Here is a 15,585-nt window from a genome sequence, read left to right as displayed (position 1 = left end):
GCAACGGTGGCCCAGGTCACGTAAGGGTGCCCTTGCTAGAACCCGGACGGGAATTCCGTCACAATGGTGTTGTGAAAATGCGTCGGACGGCTGCGGGCTCCGCTGCGAGCCCAGCTTCGGTGAGTGTGCCGAAGCCGGTCAACGACGTGGTGCCGGCCTCCGACGGCCATACCCGGCGGGCGATCATCCACCTGCTGCTCGAGGGCCCCATCACGGCCGGTCAGATCGGCGAGCGGCTCGGAATTTCGGCTGCCGGTGTGCGTCGTCACCTCGATGCCCTGATCGAGGCCGGCGATGCGCAGGCCAGTGCCGCGGCTGCGTGGCAGCACAACGGGCGGGGCCGCCCGGCCAAGCGCTACCGGCTGACCGCCGCAGGGCGCGCCAAACTCGGTCACACCTACGACGATCTCGCGGTCGCCGCGATTCGGCAGCTGCGCGAGATCGGCGGCAAGGATGCCGTGCGGACATTCGCACGGCGCCGGATGGACACCATCCTGGCCGGGGTCACCGAGGGCTCCGGCGGAGTCGCCGACACCGCTGAGCGCGTCGCCGATGCACTGACCCGGGCCGGGTACGCCACCACGACGACACCGGTGGACGGCCCCATCCACGGGGTGCAGATCTGCCAGCATCACTGTCCGGTATCGCACGTCGCCGAGGAGTTCCCGGAGTTGTGCGAGACGGAGAGCGAGGCGTTCGCCGAGATTCTGGGCACCCACGTACAGCGCCTGGCCACCATCGTCAACGGCGACTGCGCCTGCACCACCCACGTTCCACTCGATGCGGACGGCCCAGCCCAGGCGTCCGCAGTGACCACCCAAACGACAGCAAGCAAACAAGGAGCGGCGACATGACCATCACGCCCGAAACGCCATTGACCCAGGAAGAGACCATCGCGTCGCTGGGCAACTACGGCTACGGCTGGTCGGACTCGGACGTCGCAGGCGCAAGCGCGCAGCGCGGCCTGTCCGAAGCCGTCGTGCGTGACATCTCGGCCAAGAAGAACGAGCCGGAATGGATGCTGGAGTCCCGGCTCAAGGCCCTGCGTACCTTCGACAAGAAGCCCATGCCGAACTGGGGTTCCAACCTCGAGGGCATCGACTTCGACAACATCAAGTACTTCGTGCGCTCCACCGAGAAGCAGGCTGCTTCCTGGGAGGAACTGCCCGAGGACATCCGCAACACCTATGACCGCCTTGGCATTCCGGAAGCCGAGAAGCAGCGGCTGGTGGCCGGTGTGGCGGCCCAGTACGAGTCCGAGGTGGTGTACCACCAGATCCGCGAGGACCTTGAGGCGCTCGGCGTCATCTTCCTCGACACCGACTCGGGCCTGCGTGAGCACCCGGAGATCTTCAAGAAGTACTTCGGCACGGTCATCCCGGCCGGCGACAACAAGTTCTCGGCCCTGAACACCGCGGTGTGGTCGGGTGGGTCGTTCATCTATGTGCCGCCGGGCGTGCACGTCGACATCCCGCTGCAGGCGTACTTCCGGATCAACACCGAGAACATGGGCCAGTTCGAGCGGACGCTGATCATCGCCGACGAGGGCTCCTACGTGCACTACGTCGAGGGTTGTACCGCTCCGATCTACAAGTCCGATTCGCTGCACTCCGCGGTCGTCGAGATCGTCGTCAAGCCCGGTGCCCGGGTGCGCTACACCACGATCCAGAACTGGTCGAACAACGTCTACAACCTGGTCACCAAGCGGGCCCGGGCCGAGGCCGGCGCCACCATGGAGTGGATCGACGGCAACATCGGTTCCAAGGTCACCATGAAGTACCCGGCCGTCTGGATGACCGGTGAGCACGCCAAGGGCGAGGTGCTCTCGGTGGCGTTCGCCGGCGAGGGACAGCACCAGGACACCGGTGCCAAGATGCTGCACCTGGCTCCGCACACGTCGTCGAACATCGTGTCCAAGTCGGTGGCCCGTGGCGGTGGCCGCGCGTCGTACCGCGGCCTGGTCCAGGTCAACAAGGGCGCACACGGCAGCAAGTCGAGCGTGAAATGCGATGCGCTGCTGGTGGATACGATCAGCCGCAGCGACACCTACCCGTACGTGGACATTCGCGAGGACGACGTCACGATGGGGCACGAAGCCACCGTGTCCAAGGTCAGCGAGGATCAGCTGTTCTACCTGATGAGCCGCGGCCTGACCGAGGACGAGGCGATGGCGATGGTGGTGCGCGGCTTCGTCGAGCCCATCGCCAAGGAACTGCCCATGGAATACGCGCTCGAGCTCAACCGGCTGATCGAGCTGCAGATGGAAGGCGCGGTCGGTTAAGTGAGTTCCAATCTGACAGAGGCGGCCGAGAGTGTGGCCGTGAACAAGGGCGAGCTGTTCGCGTCGTTCGACGTGAACGCATTCGAGGTGCCCGGCGGTCGTGACGAGCTGTGGCGGTTCACCCCGCTCAAGCGGCTCCGCGGCCTGCACGACGGCTCGGCTGTCGCCAACGGCAGCGCCGGCATCACCGTGACCGAGCGGCCCGGCGTGACCGTGGAGACCGTCGGCCGGGACGACAAGCGGCTCGGCGAGGGCGGTGTGCCCACCGATCGCGTTGCGGCCCAGGCCTACTCGTCGTTCGAGACCGCGACCGTGGTGACGGTCAAGCGCGACACCGAGGTGGCCGAGCCCATCGAGATCGTCGTCGACGGGCCCGGTGTGGACACCGTCGGCTACGGGCATCTGCAGATCCGGGTCGAGGAGCTGTCCCGGGCCATCGTCGTCGTCGATCTGCGCGGCAGCGGAACCTACGCCGACAACGTCGAGATCATCGTCGGCGATTCGGCCGGCCTCGGCCTGATCTGGATCGCCGACTGGGCCGACGACATGGTGCATGTCAGCGCTCATCACGCCAAGCTCGGCAAGGACGCGGTGCTCGGGCACGTCAACGTCACCCTCGGTGGCGACGTCGTCCGCACCTCGGCCACCGTGCGGTTCACCGGTCCCGGCGGTGACGCCAAGATGCTCGGCACCTACTTCGCCGACGACGGTCAGTTCTTCGAGTCGCGTTTGCTCGTCGATCATGCTCAGCCGCACTGTAAGTCCGACGTCCTCTACAAGGGCGCGCTGCAGGGTGATCCGGATTCCAGCAAGCCCGACGCGCACACGGTGTGGATCGGCGACGTGCTGATCCGGGCCGAGGCCACCGGCACCGACACCTTCGAGGTGAACCGCAATCTGGTGCTCACCGACGGCGCCCGCGCCGATTCGGTACCCAACCTCGAAATCGAGACCGGCGAGATCGTCGGCGCCGGGCACGCCAGTGCCACTGGGCGTTTCGACGACGAGCAGTTGTTCTACCTGCGCGCCCGCGGTATCCCCGAGGATCAGGCCCGACGTCTGGTCGTGCGCGGATTCTTCAACGAGATCATCGCCAAGATCGCCGTCCCCGAGGTACGCGAGCGCCTGACCGCAGCCATTGAAAAAGAACTAGCCATCACTGAATCGAGAACTTCGTAGTCATGACCACTCTGGAAATCAAGGACCTGCACGTCTCGGTCAACGCCGCCGAAGGCGCCGAGAACACCGAGATCCCGATCCTCAAGGGTGTCGACCTCACCGTGAAGTCGGGGGAGACCCACGCGGTGATGGGGCCCAACGGCTCGGGCAAGTCGACGCTGTCGTACGCCATTGCCGGGCACCCGAAGTACACCGTCACCTCCGGGTCGATCACGCTCGACGGCGAGGACGTCCTCGAGATGAGCATCGACGAGCGGGCCCGCGCGGGTCTCTTCCTGGCGATGCAGTACCCGGTCGAGGTGCCCGGGGTGTCGATGTCGAACTTCCTGCGCACCGCGGCCACCGCGGTGCGAGGCGAGGCCCCGAAGCTGCGGCACTGGGTCAAGGAAGTCAAGGGCGCGATGGACGAGCTGGAGATCGACCCGGCGTTCGGCGAGCGCAGTGTCAACGAGGGCTTCTCCGGTGGCGAGAAGAAGCGCCACGAGATCCTGCAGCTGGGCCTGCTCAAGCCGAAGATCGCGATCCTCGACGAGACCGACTCGGGTCTGGACGTCGACGCGCTGCGCATCGTGAGCGAGGGCGTCAATCGTTACGCCGAGGCCGAGCACGGCGGTGTTCTGCTGATCACCCACTACACCCGGATCCTGCGCTACATCCAGCCGCAGTTCGTGCACGTCTTCGTGGGCGGCCGGATCGTGGAGTCGGGCGGCCCCGAACTCGCCGACGAGCTCGAAGAGAACGGATACGTGCGCTTCACGCAGGCGGTCGGAGCCTGACATGACGGCCGCACGGACTATTGACCCCACCGTGCTGGCTGAGGTCAGGGCGGACTTCCCGATTCTGAGCCGGGTCATGCGCGGTGGAAAGCAGCTGGCGTATCTGGATTCCGGGGCGACGTCGCAGAAACCGCTGCAGGTGCTCGACGCCGAACGGGAATTCCTCACCACCTCCAACGGCGCCGTGCACCGTGGTGCGCACCAGCTGATGGAAGAGGCCACCGACGCCTACGAGCAGGGCCGCGCGGACATCGCGGCGTTCGTCGGTGCCGAGCCCGACGAGCTGGTGTTCACCAAGAACGCCACCGAGTCGATCAACCTGGTGTCGTATGTGCTGGGGGACAAGCGGTTCGAGCATGCCGTCGGCCCCGGCGACGTCATCGTCACCACCGAGCTGGAACACCACGCGAACCTGATTCCGTGGCAAGAACTGGCCCAGCGCACCGGTGCGACGCTGAAATGGTTCTCCGTAACCGATGACGGCCGCATCGACCTGGACTCACTGGAGCTCGACGAGCGGGTGAAAGTGGTGGCCTTCAGCCATCATTCGAACGTCACCGGCGCGGTTGCCCCGGTGGACGAGGTGGTGTCGCGGGCCAAGGCGGTCGGTGCGCTGACCGTGCTGGACGCGTGCCAGTCGGTGCCGCACCAACCGGTCGACTTCCGTGCCCTCGATGTCGATTTCGCGGCATTCTCGGGTCACAAGATGCTCGGCCCCACCGGTATCGGCGTGCTCTACGGCCGTCAGCAGCTGTTGAACGCGATGCCGCCGTTCATCACGGGCGGTTCGATGATCGAGACCGTCACGATGGAGCAGACCACCTACGCGCCGGCCCCGCAACGGTTCGAGGCGGGCACCCCGATGACCTCTCAGGTGGTCGGACTGGCCGCTGCCGCAAGGTATCTGAGCGATATCGGGATGGACGCGGTCGAAGCGCACGAGGCGGACCTGGTGGCGGCCGCCCTGGAAGGTCTGGCAGGCCTGCCGCAAGTCCGCGTCATCGGGCCGACCACGACCGAACTGCGCGGGTCGCCGGTCAGTTTCGTGGTCGACGGAATCCACGCCCACGATGTCGGGCAGGTGCTCGACGACGAGGGCGTCGCGGTACGCGTCGGACACCATTGCGCGTGGCCGCTGCATCGTCGGTTCGGGATCGCGGCGACCGCGCGCGCGTCGTTCGCGGTGTACAACACGCTCGACGAGGTCGACCGCCTGGTGGCCGGCATCAGGCGCGCTGTGGAGTTCTTCTCGTGAAAATGGAACAGATGTACCAGGAAGTGATCCTGGACCATTACAAGCATCCGCATCACCGCGGACTGCGGGAGCCCTTCGCTGCCGAGGTACATCACGTGAACCCGACCTGCGGGGACGAGGTGACGTTGCGGGTCGCGCTCTCTGAGGACGCGGAAACGGTTGCCGACATCTCGTACGACGGCCAGGGCTGTTCGATCAGCCAGGCCGCCACCTCGGTGCTCACCGATCAGGTCATCGGCCTGAGCGTCGGCGATGCACTCAAGACGGTCGAGGCGTTCACCGAGATGATTTCCTCACGCGGCAACGTGGAGGGGGACGAAGATGTACTCGGTGACGGCATCGCGTTCGCCGGTGTCGCCAGGTACCCGGCGCGGGTGAAGTGTGCTCTGCTGGGTTGGTTAGCTTTCAAGGCCGCGCTGGCGGAGGCCAGGCCAGAAAATAAGGCGTTGGCACAGGCCAGCGACGACGTGGAGGACAAGCGATGAGTGATACCGCTTCTGACGAGCTGCTCGCCGATGTCGAGGAGGCCATGCGCGACGTGGTGGATCCCGAGCTGGGCATCAACGTCGTCGACCTGGGCCTGGTTTACGGACTCAACGTCGAGCAGGGCGACGAGGGCGCGGTTGCGCTGATCGACATGACGCTCACCTCGGCGGCCTGTCCGCTCACCGACGTGATCGAGGACCAGTCGCGTACCGCGTTGGTGGGCGCGGGCCTGGTCAACGAGATCAAGATCAATTGGGTCTGGAACCCGCCGTGGGGCCCGGACAAGATCACCGACGACGGTCGCGAGCAACTGCGCGCGCTCGGATTCACCGTCTAGACGCCAAGGCCGTCGGGCTGTCGGTCCTCGGTGCTACCAATGTCGCCACCAGGCGAAAACGGAGGCACGTATGGGACACAACAGCCCCGAGGTAAAGGTCGTCGGTGACCGGTTGGTGCTGGGACCGGCGTCGGTGACGTTCGAGCGGACCCTTCGTATCCCGGAGACCGGATTACACCCACTGCCACCGAGTCTCGGGTCGTTCCGACTGCGCCGGGTTCAGGACTATCCCGATCGGGTTCCCGCGCAGTGGCTGGCACACGGCGGCGTCATGCTGCCGGTCTATCAACGTGAGGCCATGTGGTTGTCGTTCGGCTCGGCCGAACCCGCCGCGCTGCAGATCGGCATCGGGAAGGTGTGTGCGGTCAGCGGCCAGGGCTGGAATGACCGCCTGACCCGCGATCCGCAGAACTACGTCGCTCTACCCGAGCAGCCGTGGCTCGACGGCATCAACGCCGGTGACGGGTTCATCCGACAGTTCGTGGCCGTGCCGCTCGGCTGCGGGGCGACGGTCGAAGGGCAGGTCACGGGACAGGAAGTCCATGGCGGTGTCCAGCTGCGCGCGGTCGGCCTGACGCCGGCGGCTCTCGAAGAGTGGCGGGCGCGTCCCCGATTCGACGAAGCGATGGTGGATTTCGATGACTGCGGGCCGCTCCCTGCGCCCTGCGCGGCACCGTCGATGGGCCTGGGGGCCGGCGGCAGGATGCGGCAGGAGGTGTACGCCGACGACCGGCCGCTGTCCGACTACGACCAGGACCGTTCGTGGCGGGTGTTCGTGCATCTGTGTAGCGCGGCGCAATGGGCTGCGATCACGGGGGAGGTGCCGCCTGCGACCCCGGTGGACCGCGACGCCTACGTCGAAGCCGGTCTGCCGTGGTTCGACTATTACGACGCGGATGCCCAGGACCTGGCGGCCACCGAGGTATTGAAGAACGTCAAGAGTGTCGGGGAGTGGTTCGGGGAAGGTGAGATGCCTTTTGTCCCTGTCGATCCCGCGAAAGTCGTCACGGTGAAGGGCACACCGGGTGATGCTGTGGCCGATGGAGATTGGTAGCGGGCGGTGCTGACCGCCCCGGCGTTCGTCTGGCGTGGTGGGTTCGCGGGCCGGGCGCTGATGGCCGGCGCCGCCGTGGGCATGGTGCTGGGCGTGCTGTCCTGGCTGGACTCCGGGTTGTGGGTCTCGGGTGCGGTCGTCCTCGTCATCGTCGGCACGTTCTACGGCATCTGGACGGCACGCCGGATGGCACGGTATTGGCCGATGTCGGCGCAGTTGTCCGGCGCCGACCGGGTGGCGGTGGTGCGCGCTGCCCGCGGTGGTGAACGGATCGACGACCCACGCTTGGTCGAGGCTGCCCGCGCGTACGGGCGGGGTGTGCACGAGGCCGCGGAGTCGGCCCGCCCGTTCCGGTGGCTGCTGCCGTTGGTGCTCATCGTCGCGGCGGCAAGTGCGTTGTGGGACGCCGTCTTCGGATCTGTGGGAAACGCCGTGGTGTCGGTCATCTATCTGGCGGCGCTGGCGGTCGAACTCTTCTGGTGGCCGCGGCGGCAGGCTCAACTGCTGGCCAACGTCGACCGAGCGTGTCGCTGACCGAACAACGTGTCCTGTGGATAACTGCCGACTTCGGACCTTTTTCGGGGTGGGCTTGTCGGCTGGCGTCTCTAGCTTTCGGCGCAACGGGGACGAAAGGCGTTCCCATGCAACCGGAAGGCAACATGATGAGCGCAGAACTAGAACGACTGCACGCGTCCTGCGAACGCGATCTCGGAGACCCGGCGGCCTGGCCGGATCCCGGTGCTTATCCGAACTCGCTGGCGTTGTGCATCATCGATGCGATCTACGTCACGGGAGCGCGGCATCTGACCGTCGAGCGGATCATCGAGCGGTATCGCAGTCACCGGGCCGGCCAAGGGGGCGACGCCGACTCCGACGGTGCCGCGGAACTGCTGGCGAACATCCACGACCTCGGCGGGCCGCAGCAGTGGGCCTCGCAGATCGGCAACCGTCGCCCGACCTCCACCGTGAGGAACGCGCCGCTGCGGTCGGTCGCACTCCTCGAAGCCACCCAGGCCCTCGTCGAATTGGGGATCCGGACGGCCGAGGATCTCCGTGCGGCCGCCCAGGACGAGGATCGCTGCGCCGCGGCGAAGGCCGCGTGGTGTGTGGTGCCGGGTCAGGGGTCAGGTTTCACCTGGGGCTATCTGGTGACGCTTGCGCAGGTCCCCGGCGTCACCGTCGACCGGGCGGTGGCAGGCTATGTCGCCCGCGAGACGGGTACGGCGGCGCCTGCTGCCGCGTTGTTGTGCGCGGTGTCGGAAAGCTCGGGCTAGGGGATCGCCGCTCTCCACCACGCGATCTGGCGATTCGAGTCCGGACGGCCCTACCAACGGGACGTGCCCGCCTGACGGCTCGCCGGTAGCTCAGCGGCTTTCGGCGCGCCCCCGCCGAAAGCCTGCTGCCAGCTCATATTGACCATATGGTGGGAACAGGCCGCTACGCCCCGACGTTAGGACAAGTGTGACTACGCAGGACATCACCGCAGATCAGTTCAATGACATCGTCAACGGCAACGACATCGTGCTGGTGGATTTCTGGGCGTCGTGGTGCGGGCCGTGTCGTGCATTCGCGCCGACGTTCAAGGCCGCCTCTGAGCAGCACCCCGATGTCGTCTTCGCCAAGGTGGACACCGAGGCCGAGCAGGGGCTGGCCGCGGCCGCCGACATCCGGTCGATCCCCACCCTGATGGCGTTCAAGAAGGGCAAGTTGGTCTTCAACCAGGCCGGAGCACTGCCACCGGCAGCACTGGAGGACCTGGTTCAGAAGATCAAGGAATTCGACATCGACGCAGCCATGAAAGAGCAGGCCGCTCAGGACGACGCCGAACAGGTGTGACGAACGGCACGCGATAGCGTGCTGTCCGTGACTGCCCACAACGAATTCGTACTGGTTGACCGTCCGCGGCCGGACGTAGCCCTGGTAACCCTCAACCGTCCTGAGCGGATGAACTCGATGGCGTTCGACGTCATGGTGCCGCTCAAGGGCGTGCTCGAAGAGCTGCGCTACGACAACAGCGTGCGCGTCGTGGTGCTGACCGGGGCAGGACGGGGCTTCTCCTCCGGGGCCGATCACAAGTCGGCCGGCTCCGTGCCGCACGTCGCCGGGCTGACCAGGCCGACCTACGCACTGCGCTCGATGGAGATCCTCGACGATGTGATTCTCGCCCTACGCCGGCTGCATCAGCCGGTGATCGCCGCGGTGAACGGAGCGGCCATCGGGGGCGGTCTCTGCCTGGCCCTGGCATGCGACGTCCGGGTCGCCGCCGAGGGCGCCTATTTCCGCGCCGCGGGGATCAACAACGGGCTTACCGCCAGTGAGCTGGGCTTGTCCTACCTCCTGCCACGTGCGATCGGGTCGTCACGTGCGTTCGAGATCATGTTGACCGGCCGGGACGTCGACGCGGACGAGGCGGCGCGCATCGGCCTGGTTTCCAGCGTGGTGGCCGAGGAGGAGCTTCTGGAGACCTGTTACGGCATGGCGGACCGGATGGCGGCGTTCTCCCGGCCGGGTATCGAGTTGACCAAGCGCACACTTTGGAGTGGACTGGACGCCGCTAGCCTGGAGGGGCACATGCAGGCCGAGGGCCTGGGACAACTCTTCGTGCGCCTGCTCACCGCAAACTTTGAGGAAGCGGTCGCTGCGCGCGCGGAGAAACGACCCGCCGTTTTCACCGACGAGAAGTAATTAGGAGGACCGCAGCGTGATCACCGCAACGGACCTGGAGGTCCGCGCCGGCGCGCGCACGCTGCTGTCCTTCGAGGGCTCGGCATTGCGGGTGCAACCCGGTGACCGGATCGGACTGGTCGGGCGCAACGGCGCGGGCAAGACCACCACCATGCGGATTCTGGCCGGCGAGGGCGAGCCGTACGCCGGATCTGTCACCTCGACCGGTGAGATCGGTTATCTGCCACAGGATCCCAAAGAAGGCGATCTCGATGTCCTGGCCCGCGACCGGGTGCTCTCGGCCCGCGGTCTGGACACGCTGCTGGCGGACCTCGAGAAGCAACAGGTCCTGATGGCCGAGGTCGCCGACGATGCGGCTCGCGACAAGGCGGTCCGCAAGTACGGTCAGCTCGAGGAGCGGTTCTCCGCGCTCGGCGGGTACGCCGCCGAGAGCGAGGCCGGGCGCATCTGCGCGAGCCTGGGCCTGCCGGATCGAGTGCTGACGCAGCCGCTGCGGACGCTCTCCGGTGGTCAGCGCCGCCGCGTCGAACTGGCCCGCATCCTGTTCGCGGCGAGCGACACGGGTTCCGGGTCGGCCACCACACTGCTGCTCGACGAGCCCACCAACCACCTCGACGCGGACTCGATCGGTTGGTTGCGGGACTTCCTGCACAACCACACCGGTGGCCTCGTCGTCATCAGCCACGACGTGGATCTGCTCGACGAGGTCGTCAACCGGGTGTGGTTCCTCGATGCCGTGCGTGGTGAGGCCGACGTCTACAACATGGGCTGGAAGAAGTACCTCGACGCCCGCGCCACCGACGAACAGCGTCGCCGCCGGGAACGTGCCAATGCCGAGAAGAAGGCCGGCGCGTTGCGGGCCCAGGCTGCCAAGATGGGCGCCAAGGCCACCAAAGCCGTTGCCGCCCAGAACATGTTGCGCCGGGCTGAGCGGATGATCTCCGAGCTCGATGCCGAGCGGGTGGCCGACAAGGTAGCCCGGATCAAGTTCCCGACGCCGGCGCCGTGCGGCAAGACCCCGTTGGTGGCCAAGGGACTGACCAAGACCTACGGGTCGCTGGAGATCTTCACCGGTGTCGATCTGGCGATCGACCGCGGATCCCGGGTGGTGGTGCTGGGACTCAACGGTGCAGGCAAGACGACATTGCTGCGGCTGCTCGCCGGTGCCGAGACCGCTGACGCCGGAGCGCTGGAACCCGGTCACGGGTGCAAGATCGGCTATTTCGCCCAGGAGCACGACACCCTCGACAACGAGGCGACGGTCTGGGAGAACATCCGCCACGCCGCGCCGGACACCGGTGAGCAGGATCTTCGAGGTCTGTTAGGCGCCTTCATGTTCACCGGCCCTCAGCTGGAGCAGCCCGCGGGCACCCTGTCCGGTGGTGAGAAGACCCGGTTGGCTCTGGCAGGCCTGGTTGCCTCGACGGCCAATGTTCTGTTGCTGGACGAGCCCACCAACAACCTCGATCCCGCGTCACGCGAGCAGGTTCTCGACGCGCTGCGCAGCTACCAGGGCGCGGTGGTGCTGGTGACCCACGACCCGGGCGCCGCCGAAGCTCTCGATCCACAGCGGGTGGTCCTGTTGCCGGATGGCACGGAGGACTTCTGGTCCACCGAGTACCGGGATCTCATCGAGCTCGCCTGACGGCGAATCCTCAAGAACCACCCCATCTTCGAGAACGTCAATTTAAGACGTTGGACAAATCGACCACCCGGTGTGTGGGTGGTTTCTACTCTGGGTACCCGTCGGGACATCACAAGCTGGGAGATGTCGATGAGGGATATGAACAAGAATCGCGGCGAACTGCTGTCAGAGCTTCGCAGGGCATACGAGGGGGGCGCCAGCATCCGCACACTGGTAGCGACAACGGGCCGTTCCTATGGCTCGATCCATAGCTTGCTGCGTGAATCGGGAACGACGATGCGCAGCCGTGGTGGCCCCAACCACCGAACCCGGTCCAGGGTGTGACGCGCACAACCGCTGTGCGGTAGCCGGATTCAGCTGTCGGCGGACGCCTGCTGTCGCACGCTGTCCTCGACGAGGTCCAGTACCGCGGTGAGATTCTTCGGGTCCTCGCCGGAGGCGATCCGGGCCACCAAGCCGTCGAGGACCAGGTCCAGATAGATGTGCAGGACCGCGCTCGGCACGTCGTCACGCAGTCGCCCGGCCTGCTTCTGGCGGCGCAGACGCTCGGTGATCGCAGCGTCCAGTTCGGCCGACCGTTCCGCCCACCCTTGGTGAAAAGCGGGATCGTTGCGCAGCTTTCGCGCGATCTCCAGCCGGGTGGCCAGCCAGTCGAACTGCTCGGGTGCTGCAAGCATGTTCCGCATCACCTGGATGAGGCCTTCGCGGGCGGCCACCTCGGCCATCCGCTCGGCGTCCTCGCGGGCCAGTTCGAAGAACAAGGTGTCCTTGTCCTTGAAGTGATGAAAGATCGCGCCGCGCGACAGCCCGATGGTTTCTTCGAGCCGCCGCACGGTCGCACTCTCATATCCGTACTGACCGAAGCAGCGCCGGGCGCCGTCGAGAATCTGACGGCGCCGGGCCGCGAGGTGGTCGTCCGTCACCCGGGGCATTCGACCACTCCTCGCGCAAGCGCCCGTCGGCGCTGTCGGTTACCTGCTTCGGTCAGTCTGGACAGGATTACTTCGACTTCAGCATGTTCCGCAGCACGTACTGCAGGATGCCGCCGTTGCGGTAGTAGTCGGCCTCGCCGGGGGTGTCGATGCGGACGACCGCGTCGAACTCCACCTTGGAGCCATCTTCCTTGGCAGCGGTGACCTTGACCGTCTTCGGCGTCTTGCCCTCGTTGAGCGCCTCGATGCCGGTGATGTCGTAGGTCTCGGTGCCGTCGAGCTTCAGGCTCGCGGCCGACTCGCCTGCCGGGAACTGCAGCGGGATGACACCCATGCCGATCAGGTTCGACCGGTGGATGCGCTCGAAGGACTCGGTGATGACGGCCTTGACGCCGAGCAGCACCGTGCCCTTGGCCGCCCAGTCGCGCGAGGAGCCCGAACCGTATTCCTTGCCGCCCAGGACGACCAGCGGGATGCCGGCTTCCTTGTAGTTGACCGAGGCGTCGTAGATGAACGACTGCGGGCCACCCTCCTGGGTGAAGTCGCGGGTGTAGCCGCCGGAGACGTCGTCGAGCAACTGGTTCTTCAGCCGGATGTTGGCGAAGGTGCCGCGGATCATCACCTCGTGGTTGCCGCGACGCGACCCCAGCGAGTTGTAGTCCTTGCGCTCAACGCCGTTGGCGTCCAGGTACTGCGCGGCCGGGGTGCCCGGCTTGATCGAACCGGCCGGGCTGATGTGGTCGGTGGTCACCGAATCACCCAGCAGGGCAAGGACTCTGGCGCCCTTGATGTCGCCGACCGGCTGCGGCTCGGCGGGCATGCCGTCGAAGTAGGGCGCCTTGCGGACGTAGGTCGAGGCATCGTCCCACTCGAACGTGTTGCCCTCCGGAGTGGCCAGCGAGCGCCAGCGGTCGTCGCCCTTGAACACGTCGGCGTAGGAGTCGGTGAACATCTCCCGGTTGATCGAGGAGGCGATGGTCTCCTCGATTTCCTGGGCAGACGGCCAGATGTCCTTGAGGAAGACGTCGTTGCCCTGCTGGTCCTGACCGAGCGGATCGGTCTCGAAATCGAAGTCCATCGTGCCCGCGATGCCGTAGGCGATCACCAGCGGCGGCGAGGCCAGGTAGTTCATCTTGACGTCGGGGGAGATGCGGCCTTCGAAGTTACGGTTGCCCGAGAGCACCGCGGTGACCGACAGGTCGTTGTCGTTGATCGCCTTGGAGATCTCGTCGGGCAGCGGACCGGTGTTGCCGATGCACGTGGTGCAGCCGTAGCCACCCAGGTAGTAGCCCAGCTTCTCCAGGTACGGCCACAGGCCGGCCGTGTTGTAGTAGTCGGTGACGACCTGGCTGCCCGGCGCCATGTTGGTCTTGACCCACGGCTTGGAGGTCAGGCCCTTCTCCACGGCCTTCTTGGCCAGCAGCGCCGCGCCGAGCATGACCGACGGGTTGGAGGTGTTGGTGCACGAGGTGATGCCGGCGACGACGACAGCGCCGTGGTCGAGCACGAATTCGCCGCGCTCGTCGGAGCGCACGGTGACGGGCTTGGTCGGCCGGCCCTCGGCGCCGTTGGCGGCCGACGGACGCACATCGACCGCACCGTCGTCGGCGAACGACAGCTTGGCCGGGTCGGAGGCCGGGAACGACTCTTCGACCGCCTCGTCGAGCTGCGTGTGCGGGGTCGGGAGGTTCTCCTCGACGTAGTTGTGGATGTCCTTGCGGAACGCGTTCTTGGCGTCCGACAGCTCGATACGGTCCTGGGGACGCTTCGGGCCCGAGATCGAGGGCACCACGGTGGACAGGTCCAGCTCGAGGTACTCCGAGAAGGCCGGCTCGTGGTCGGGGTTGTGCCACATGCCCTGCGTCTTGGCATAGTCCTCGACGAGCGCCAGCTGCTGCTCGCTGCGCCCAGTCAGCCGCAGGTAGTTGATGGTCTCCTCGTCGATCGGGAAGATCGCTGCGGTGGAACCGAATTCGGGGCTCATGTTGCCCAGGGTGGCGCGGTTGGCCAGCGGCACCTCGGCCACGCCCTTGCCGTAGAACTCGACGAACTTGCCGACCACGCCGTGCTTGCGCAGCATGTCGGTGACGGTGAGCACGACGTCGGTGGCGGTGACGCCGGGCTTGATCTCACCGGTCAGCTTGAAGCCGACGACGCGGGGGATGAGCATCGAGACCGGCTGGCCCAGCATGGCGGCCTCGGCCTCGATACCGCCGACGCCCCAGCCCAGTACGCCGAGGCCGTTCTCCATGGTGGTGTGGCTGTCGGTGCCCACACAGGTGTCCGGGTATGCGACTCCGTTGCGGGTCATCACGACGCGGGCCAGGTACTCGATGTTGACCTGGTGCACGATGCCGGTGCCCGGGGGGACGACCTTGAAGTCGTCGAACGCGCCCTGGCCCCAGCGCAGGAACTGGTAACGCTCGGAGTTGCGCTCGTATTCGAGTTCGACGTTGCGCTCGAAGGCGCCGGCGTTGCCGAAGACGTCGAGGATGACGGAGTGGTCGATGACCATCTCGGCGGGGGACAGTGGGTTGACCTTGTCCGGGTCGCCGCCCAGGGCGGCCACGGCCTCGCGCATGGTGGCCAGGTCGACGATGCACGGCACACCGGTGAAGTCCTGCATCAGCACGCGGGCCGGGGTGAACTGGATCTCGATGCTCGGCTCGGCCGAGGGATCCCAGTTGGCGATGGCCTCGATGTGGTCCTTGGTGATGTTGGCGCCGTCCTCGGTGCGCAGGAGGTTCTCTGCGAGCACCTTGAGGCTGTAGGGGAGCTTCTCGGTTCCGGGTACCGCGTCGAGGCGGTAGATCTCGTAGCTCTGGTCCCCGACAGTCAATGTGTCGCGGGCACCAAATGAGTTAAGGGACGAATTTTCCGTATTCTCGCTGCTCACATCAACTCCCGGCTTGATCTCACCGCGACGGGCTGTGTCGGCGGCGTTCTGATCCTAAC

16 protein-coding genes are annotated in these 15,585 nt (G+C 66.3%); 14 read left to right on the top strand and 2 right to left on the bottom strand.

The annotated features are described in order from the left end of the window. The first annotated feature begins 77 nt into the window (after positions 1-77). From ACNQR1_RS22600 to ACNQR1_RS22535, 14 genes are all read left to right on the top strand, one after another. Complete coding sequence (locus tag ACNQR1_RS22600; RefSeq protein WP_418047941.1) at positions 78-854, top strand: helix-turn-helix transcriptional regulator; 777 nt, start codon at positions 78-80, stop codon at positions 852-854. Next, positions 851-2,281 (top strand): Fe-S cluster assembly protein SufB, encoded by a 1,431-nt coding sequence (gene sufB / locus ACNQR1_RS22595; protein WP_418047940.1) that lies wholly within the window; start codon positions 851-853, stop codon positions 2,279-2,281. Before ACNQR1_RS22600 ends, sufB begins: the two co-directional genes overlap by 4 nt. Beyond that, on the top strand, positions 2,282-3,460 hold the full coding sequence (gene sufD, locus ACNQR1_RS22590) for a Fe-S cluster assembly protein SufD (RefSeq protein ID WP_418047939.1): 1,179 nt from the start codon (positions 2,282-2,284) through the stop codon (positions 3,458-3,460). 2 nt (positions 3,461-3,462) lie between these two features. Beyond that, a complete protein-coding gene (gene sufC, locus ACNQR1_RS22585) occupies positions 3,463-4,236 on the top strand; it encodes a Fe-S cluster assembly ATPase SufC (RefSeq protein ID WP_418047938.1) in 774 nt (257 codons plus the stop codon). A 1-nt stretch (position 4,237) separates the two neighbouring features. Further along, on the top strand, positions 4,238-5,491 hold the full coding sequence (locus ACNQR1_RS22580) for a cysteine desulfurase (protein ID WP_418047937.1): 1,254 nt from the start codon (positions 4,238-4,240) through the stop codon (positions 5,489-5,491). After that, complete coding sequence (gene sufU / locus ACNQR1_RS22575; RefSeq protein WP_418047936.1) at positions 5,488-5,976, top strand: Fe-S cluster assembly sulfur transfer protein SufU; 489 nt, start codon at positions 5,488-5,490, stop codon at positions 5,974-5,976. Before ACNQR1_RS22580 ends, sufU begins: the two co-directional genes overlap by 4 nt. Continuing rightward, a complete protein-coding gene (locus tag ACNQR1_RS22570) occupies positions 5,973-6,314 on the top strand; it encodes a metal-sulfur cluster assembly factor (protein ID WP_064886506.1) in 342 nt (113 codons plus the stop codon). Before sufU ends, ACNQR1_RS22570 begins: the two co-directional genes overlap by 4 nt. 70 nt (positions 6,315-6,384) lie before the next feature. Beyond that, complete coding sequence (locus tag ACNQR1_RS22565; protein WP_418047935.1) at positions 6,385-7,368, top strand: hypothetical protein; 984 nt, start codon at positions 6,385-6,387, stop codon at positions 7,366-7,368. Positions 7,369-7,374: 6 nt separating this feature from the next. Then, positions 7,375-7,902: a hypothetical protein gene (locus ACNQR1_RS22560; RefSeq protein WP_418047934.1), complete on the top strand. Its 528-nt coding sequence runs from the start codon at positions 7,375-7,377 to the stop codon at positions 7,900-7,902. Between the two features lie 128 nt (positions 7,903-8,030). Next, the gene (locus ACNQR1_RS22555; protein WP_418047933.1) at positions 8,031-8,642 is read left to right on the top strand and encodes a heme peroxidase; all 612 of its coding nucleotides are present in this window, start codon (positions 8,031-8,033) and stop codon (positions 8,640-8,642) included. A 187-nt stretch (positions 8,643-8,829) separates the two neighbouring features. Continuing rightward, positions 8,830-9,204: a thioredoxin gene (trxA, locus tag ACNQR1_RS22550; protein ID WP_418047932.1), complete on the top strand. Its 375-nt coding sequence runs from the start codon at positions 8,830-8,832 to the stop codon at positions 9,202-9,204. Between the two features lie 18 nt (positions 9,205-9,222). Further along, positions 9,223-10,053 carry an enoyl-CoA hydratase gene (locus ACNQR1_RS22545; protein ID WP_418047931.1) on the top strand — a complete coding sequence of 277 codons (831 nt, stop codon included), beginning with the start codon at positions 9,223-9,225 and terminating at the stop codon, positions 10,051-10,053. 16 nt (positions 10,054-10,069) lie between these two features. After that, positions 10,070-11,698 (top strand): ABC-F family ATP-binding cassette domain-containing protein, encoded by a 1,629-nt coding sequence (locus ACNQR1_RS22540; RefSeq protein WP_418047930.1) that lies wholly within the window; start codon positions 10,070-10,072, stop codon positions 11,696-11,698. A gap of 129 nt (positions 11,699-11,827) precedes the next feature. Beyond that, on the top strand, positions 11,828-12,022 hold the full coding sequence (locus ACNQR1_RS22535) for a helix-turn-helix domain-containing protein (protein WP_044519487.1): 195 nt from the start codon (positions 11,828-11,830) through the stop codon (positions 12,020-12,022). 29 nt (positions 12,023-12,051) lie between these two features. On the opposite strand, the gene ACNQR1_RS22530 is transcribed toward ACNQR1_RS22535, so the two are convergent. Together ACNQR1_RS22530 and ACNQR1_RS22525 are read right to left on the bottom strand one after the other, a co-directional pair. Then, a complete protein-coding gene (locus ACNQR1_RS22530) occupies positions 12,052-12,630 on the bottom strand; it encodes a TetR/AcrR family transcriptional regulator (RefSeq protein WP_418047929.1) in 579 nt (192 codons plus the stop codon). Between the two features lie 67 nt (positions 12,631-12,697). Continuing rightward, on the bottom strand, positions 12,698-15,526 hold the full coding sequence (locus ACNQR1_RS22525; RefSeq protein WP_418047928.1) for an aconitate hydratase: 2,829 nt from the start codon (positions 15,524-15,526) through the stop codon (positions 12,698-12,700). Positions 15,527-15,585: the final 59 nt, after the last annotated feature.

Origin of the sequence: Mycobacterium sp. 48b, assembly GCF_048282725.1 — a bacterium.
Lineage (GTDB): Bacteria > Actinomycetota > Actinomycetes > Mycobacteriales > Mycobacteriaceae > Mycobacterium.
Note: the sequence above shows the minus strand (reverse complement) of the source record. Positions and strands in the feature narration are given on the sequence as shown.

Coding starts and splice junctions, on each gene's coding strand:
- ACNQR1_RS22600 (WP_418047941.1), top strand. CDS start 78: ATGCGTCGGACGGCTGCGGGCTCCGCTGCGAGCCCAGCTTCGGTGAGT.
- sufB (WP_418047940.1), top strand. CDS start 851: ATGACCATCACGCCCGAAACGCCATTGACCCAGGAAGAGACCATCGCG.
- sufC (WP_418047938.1), top strand. CDS start 3,463: ATGACCACTCTGGAAATCAAGGACCTGCACGTCTCGGTCAACGCCGCC.
- ACNQR1_RS22580 (WP_418047937.1), top strand. CDS start 4,238: ATGACGGCCGCACGGACTATTGACCCCACCGTGCTGGCTGAGGTCAGG.
- ACNQR1_RS22570 (WP_064886506.1), top strand. CDS start 5,973: ATGAGTGATACCGCTTCTGACGAGCTGCTCGCCGATGTCGAGGAGGCC.
- ACNQR1_RS22565 (WP_418047935.1), top strand. CDS start 6,385: ATGGGACACAACAGCCCCGAGGTAAAGGTCGTCGGTGACCGGTTGGTG.
- ACNQR1_RS22555 (WP_418047933.1), top strand. CDS start 8,031: ATGAGCGCAGAACTAGAACGACTGCACGCGTCCTGCGAACGCGATCTC.
- ACNQR1_RS22535 (WP_044519487.1), top strand. CDS start 11,828: ATGAGGGATATGAACAAGAATCGCGGCGAACTGCTGTCAGAGCTTCGC.
- ACNQR1_RS22530 (WP_418047929.1), bottom strand. CDS start 12,630: ATGCCCCGGGTGACGGACGACCACCTCGCGGCCCGGCGCCGTCAGATT.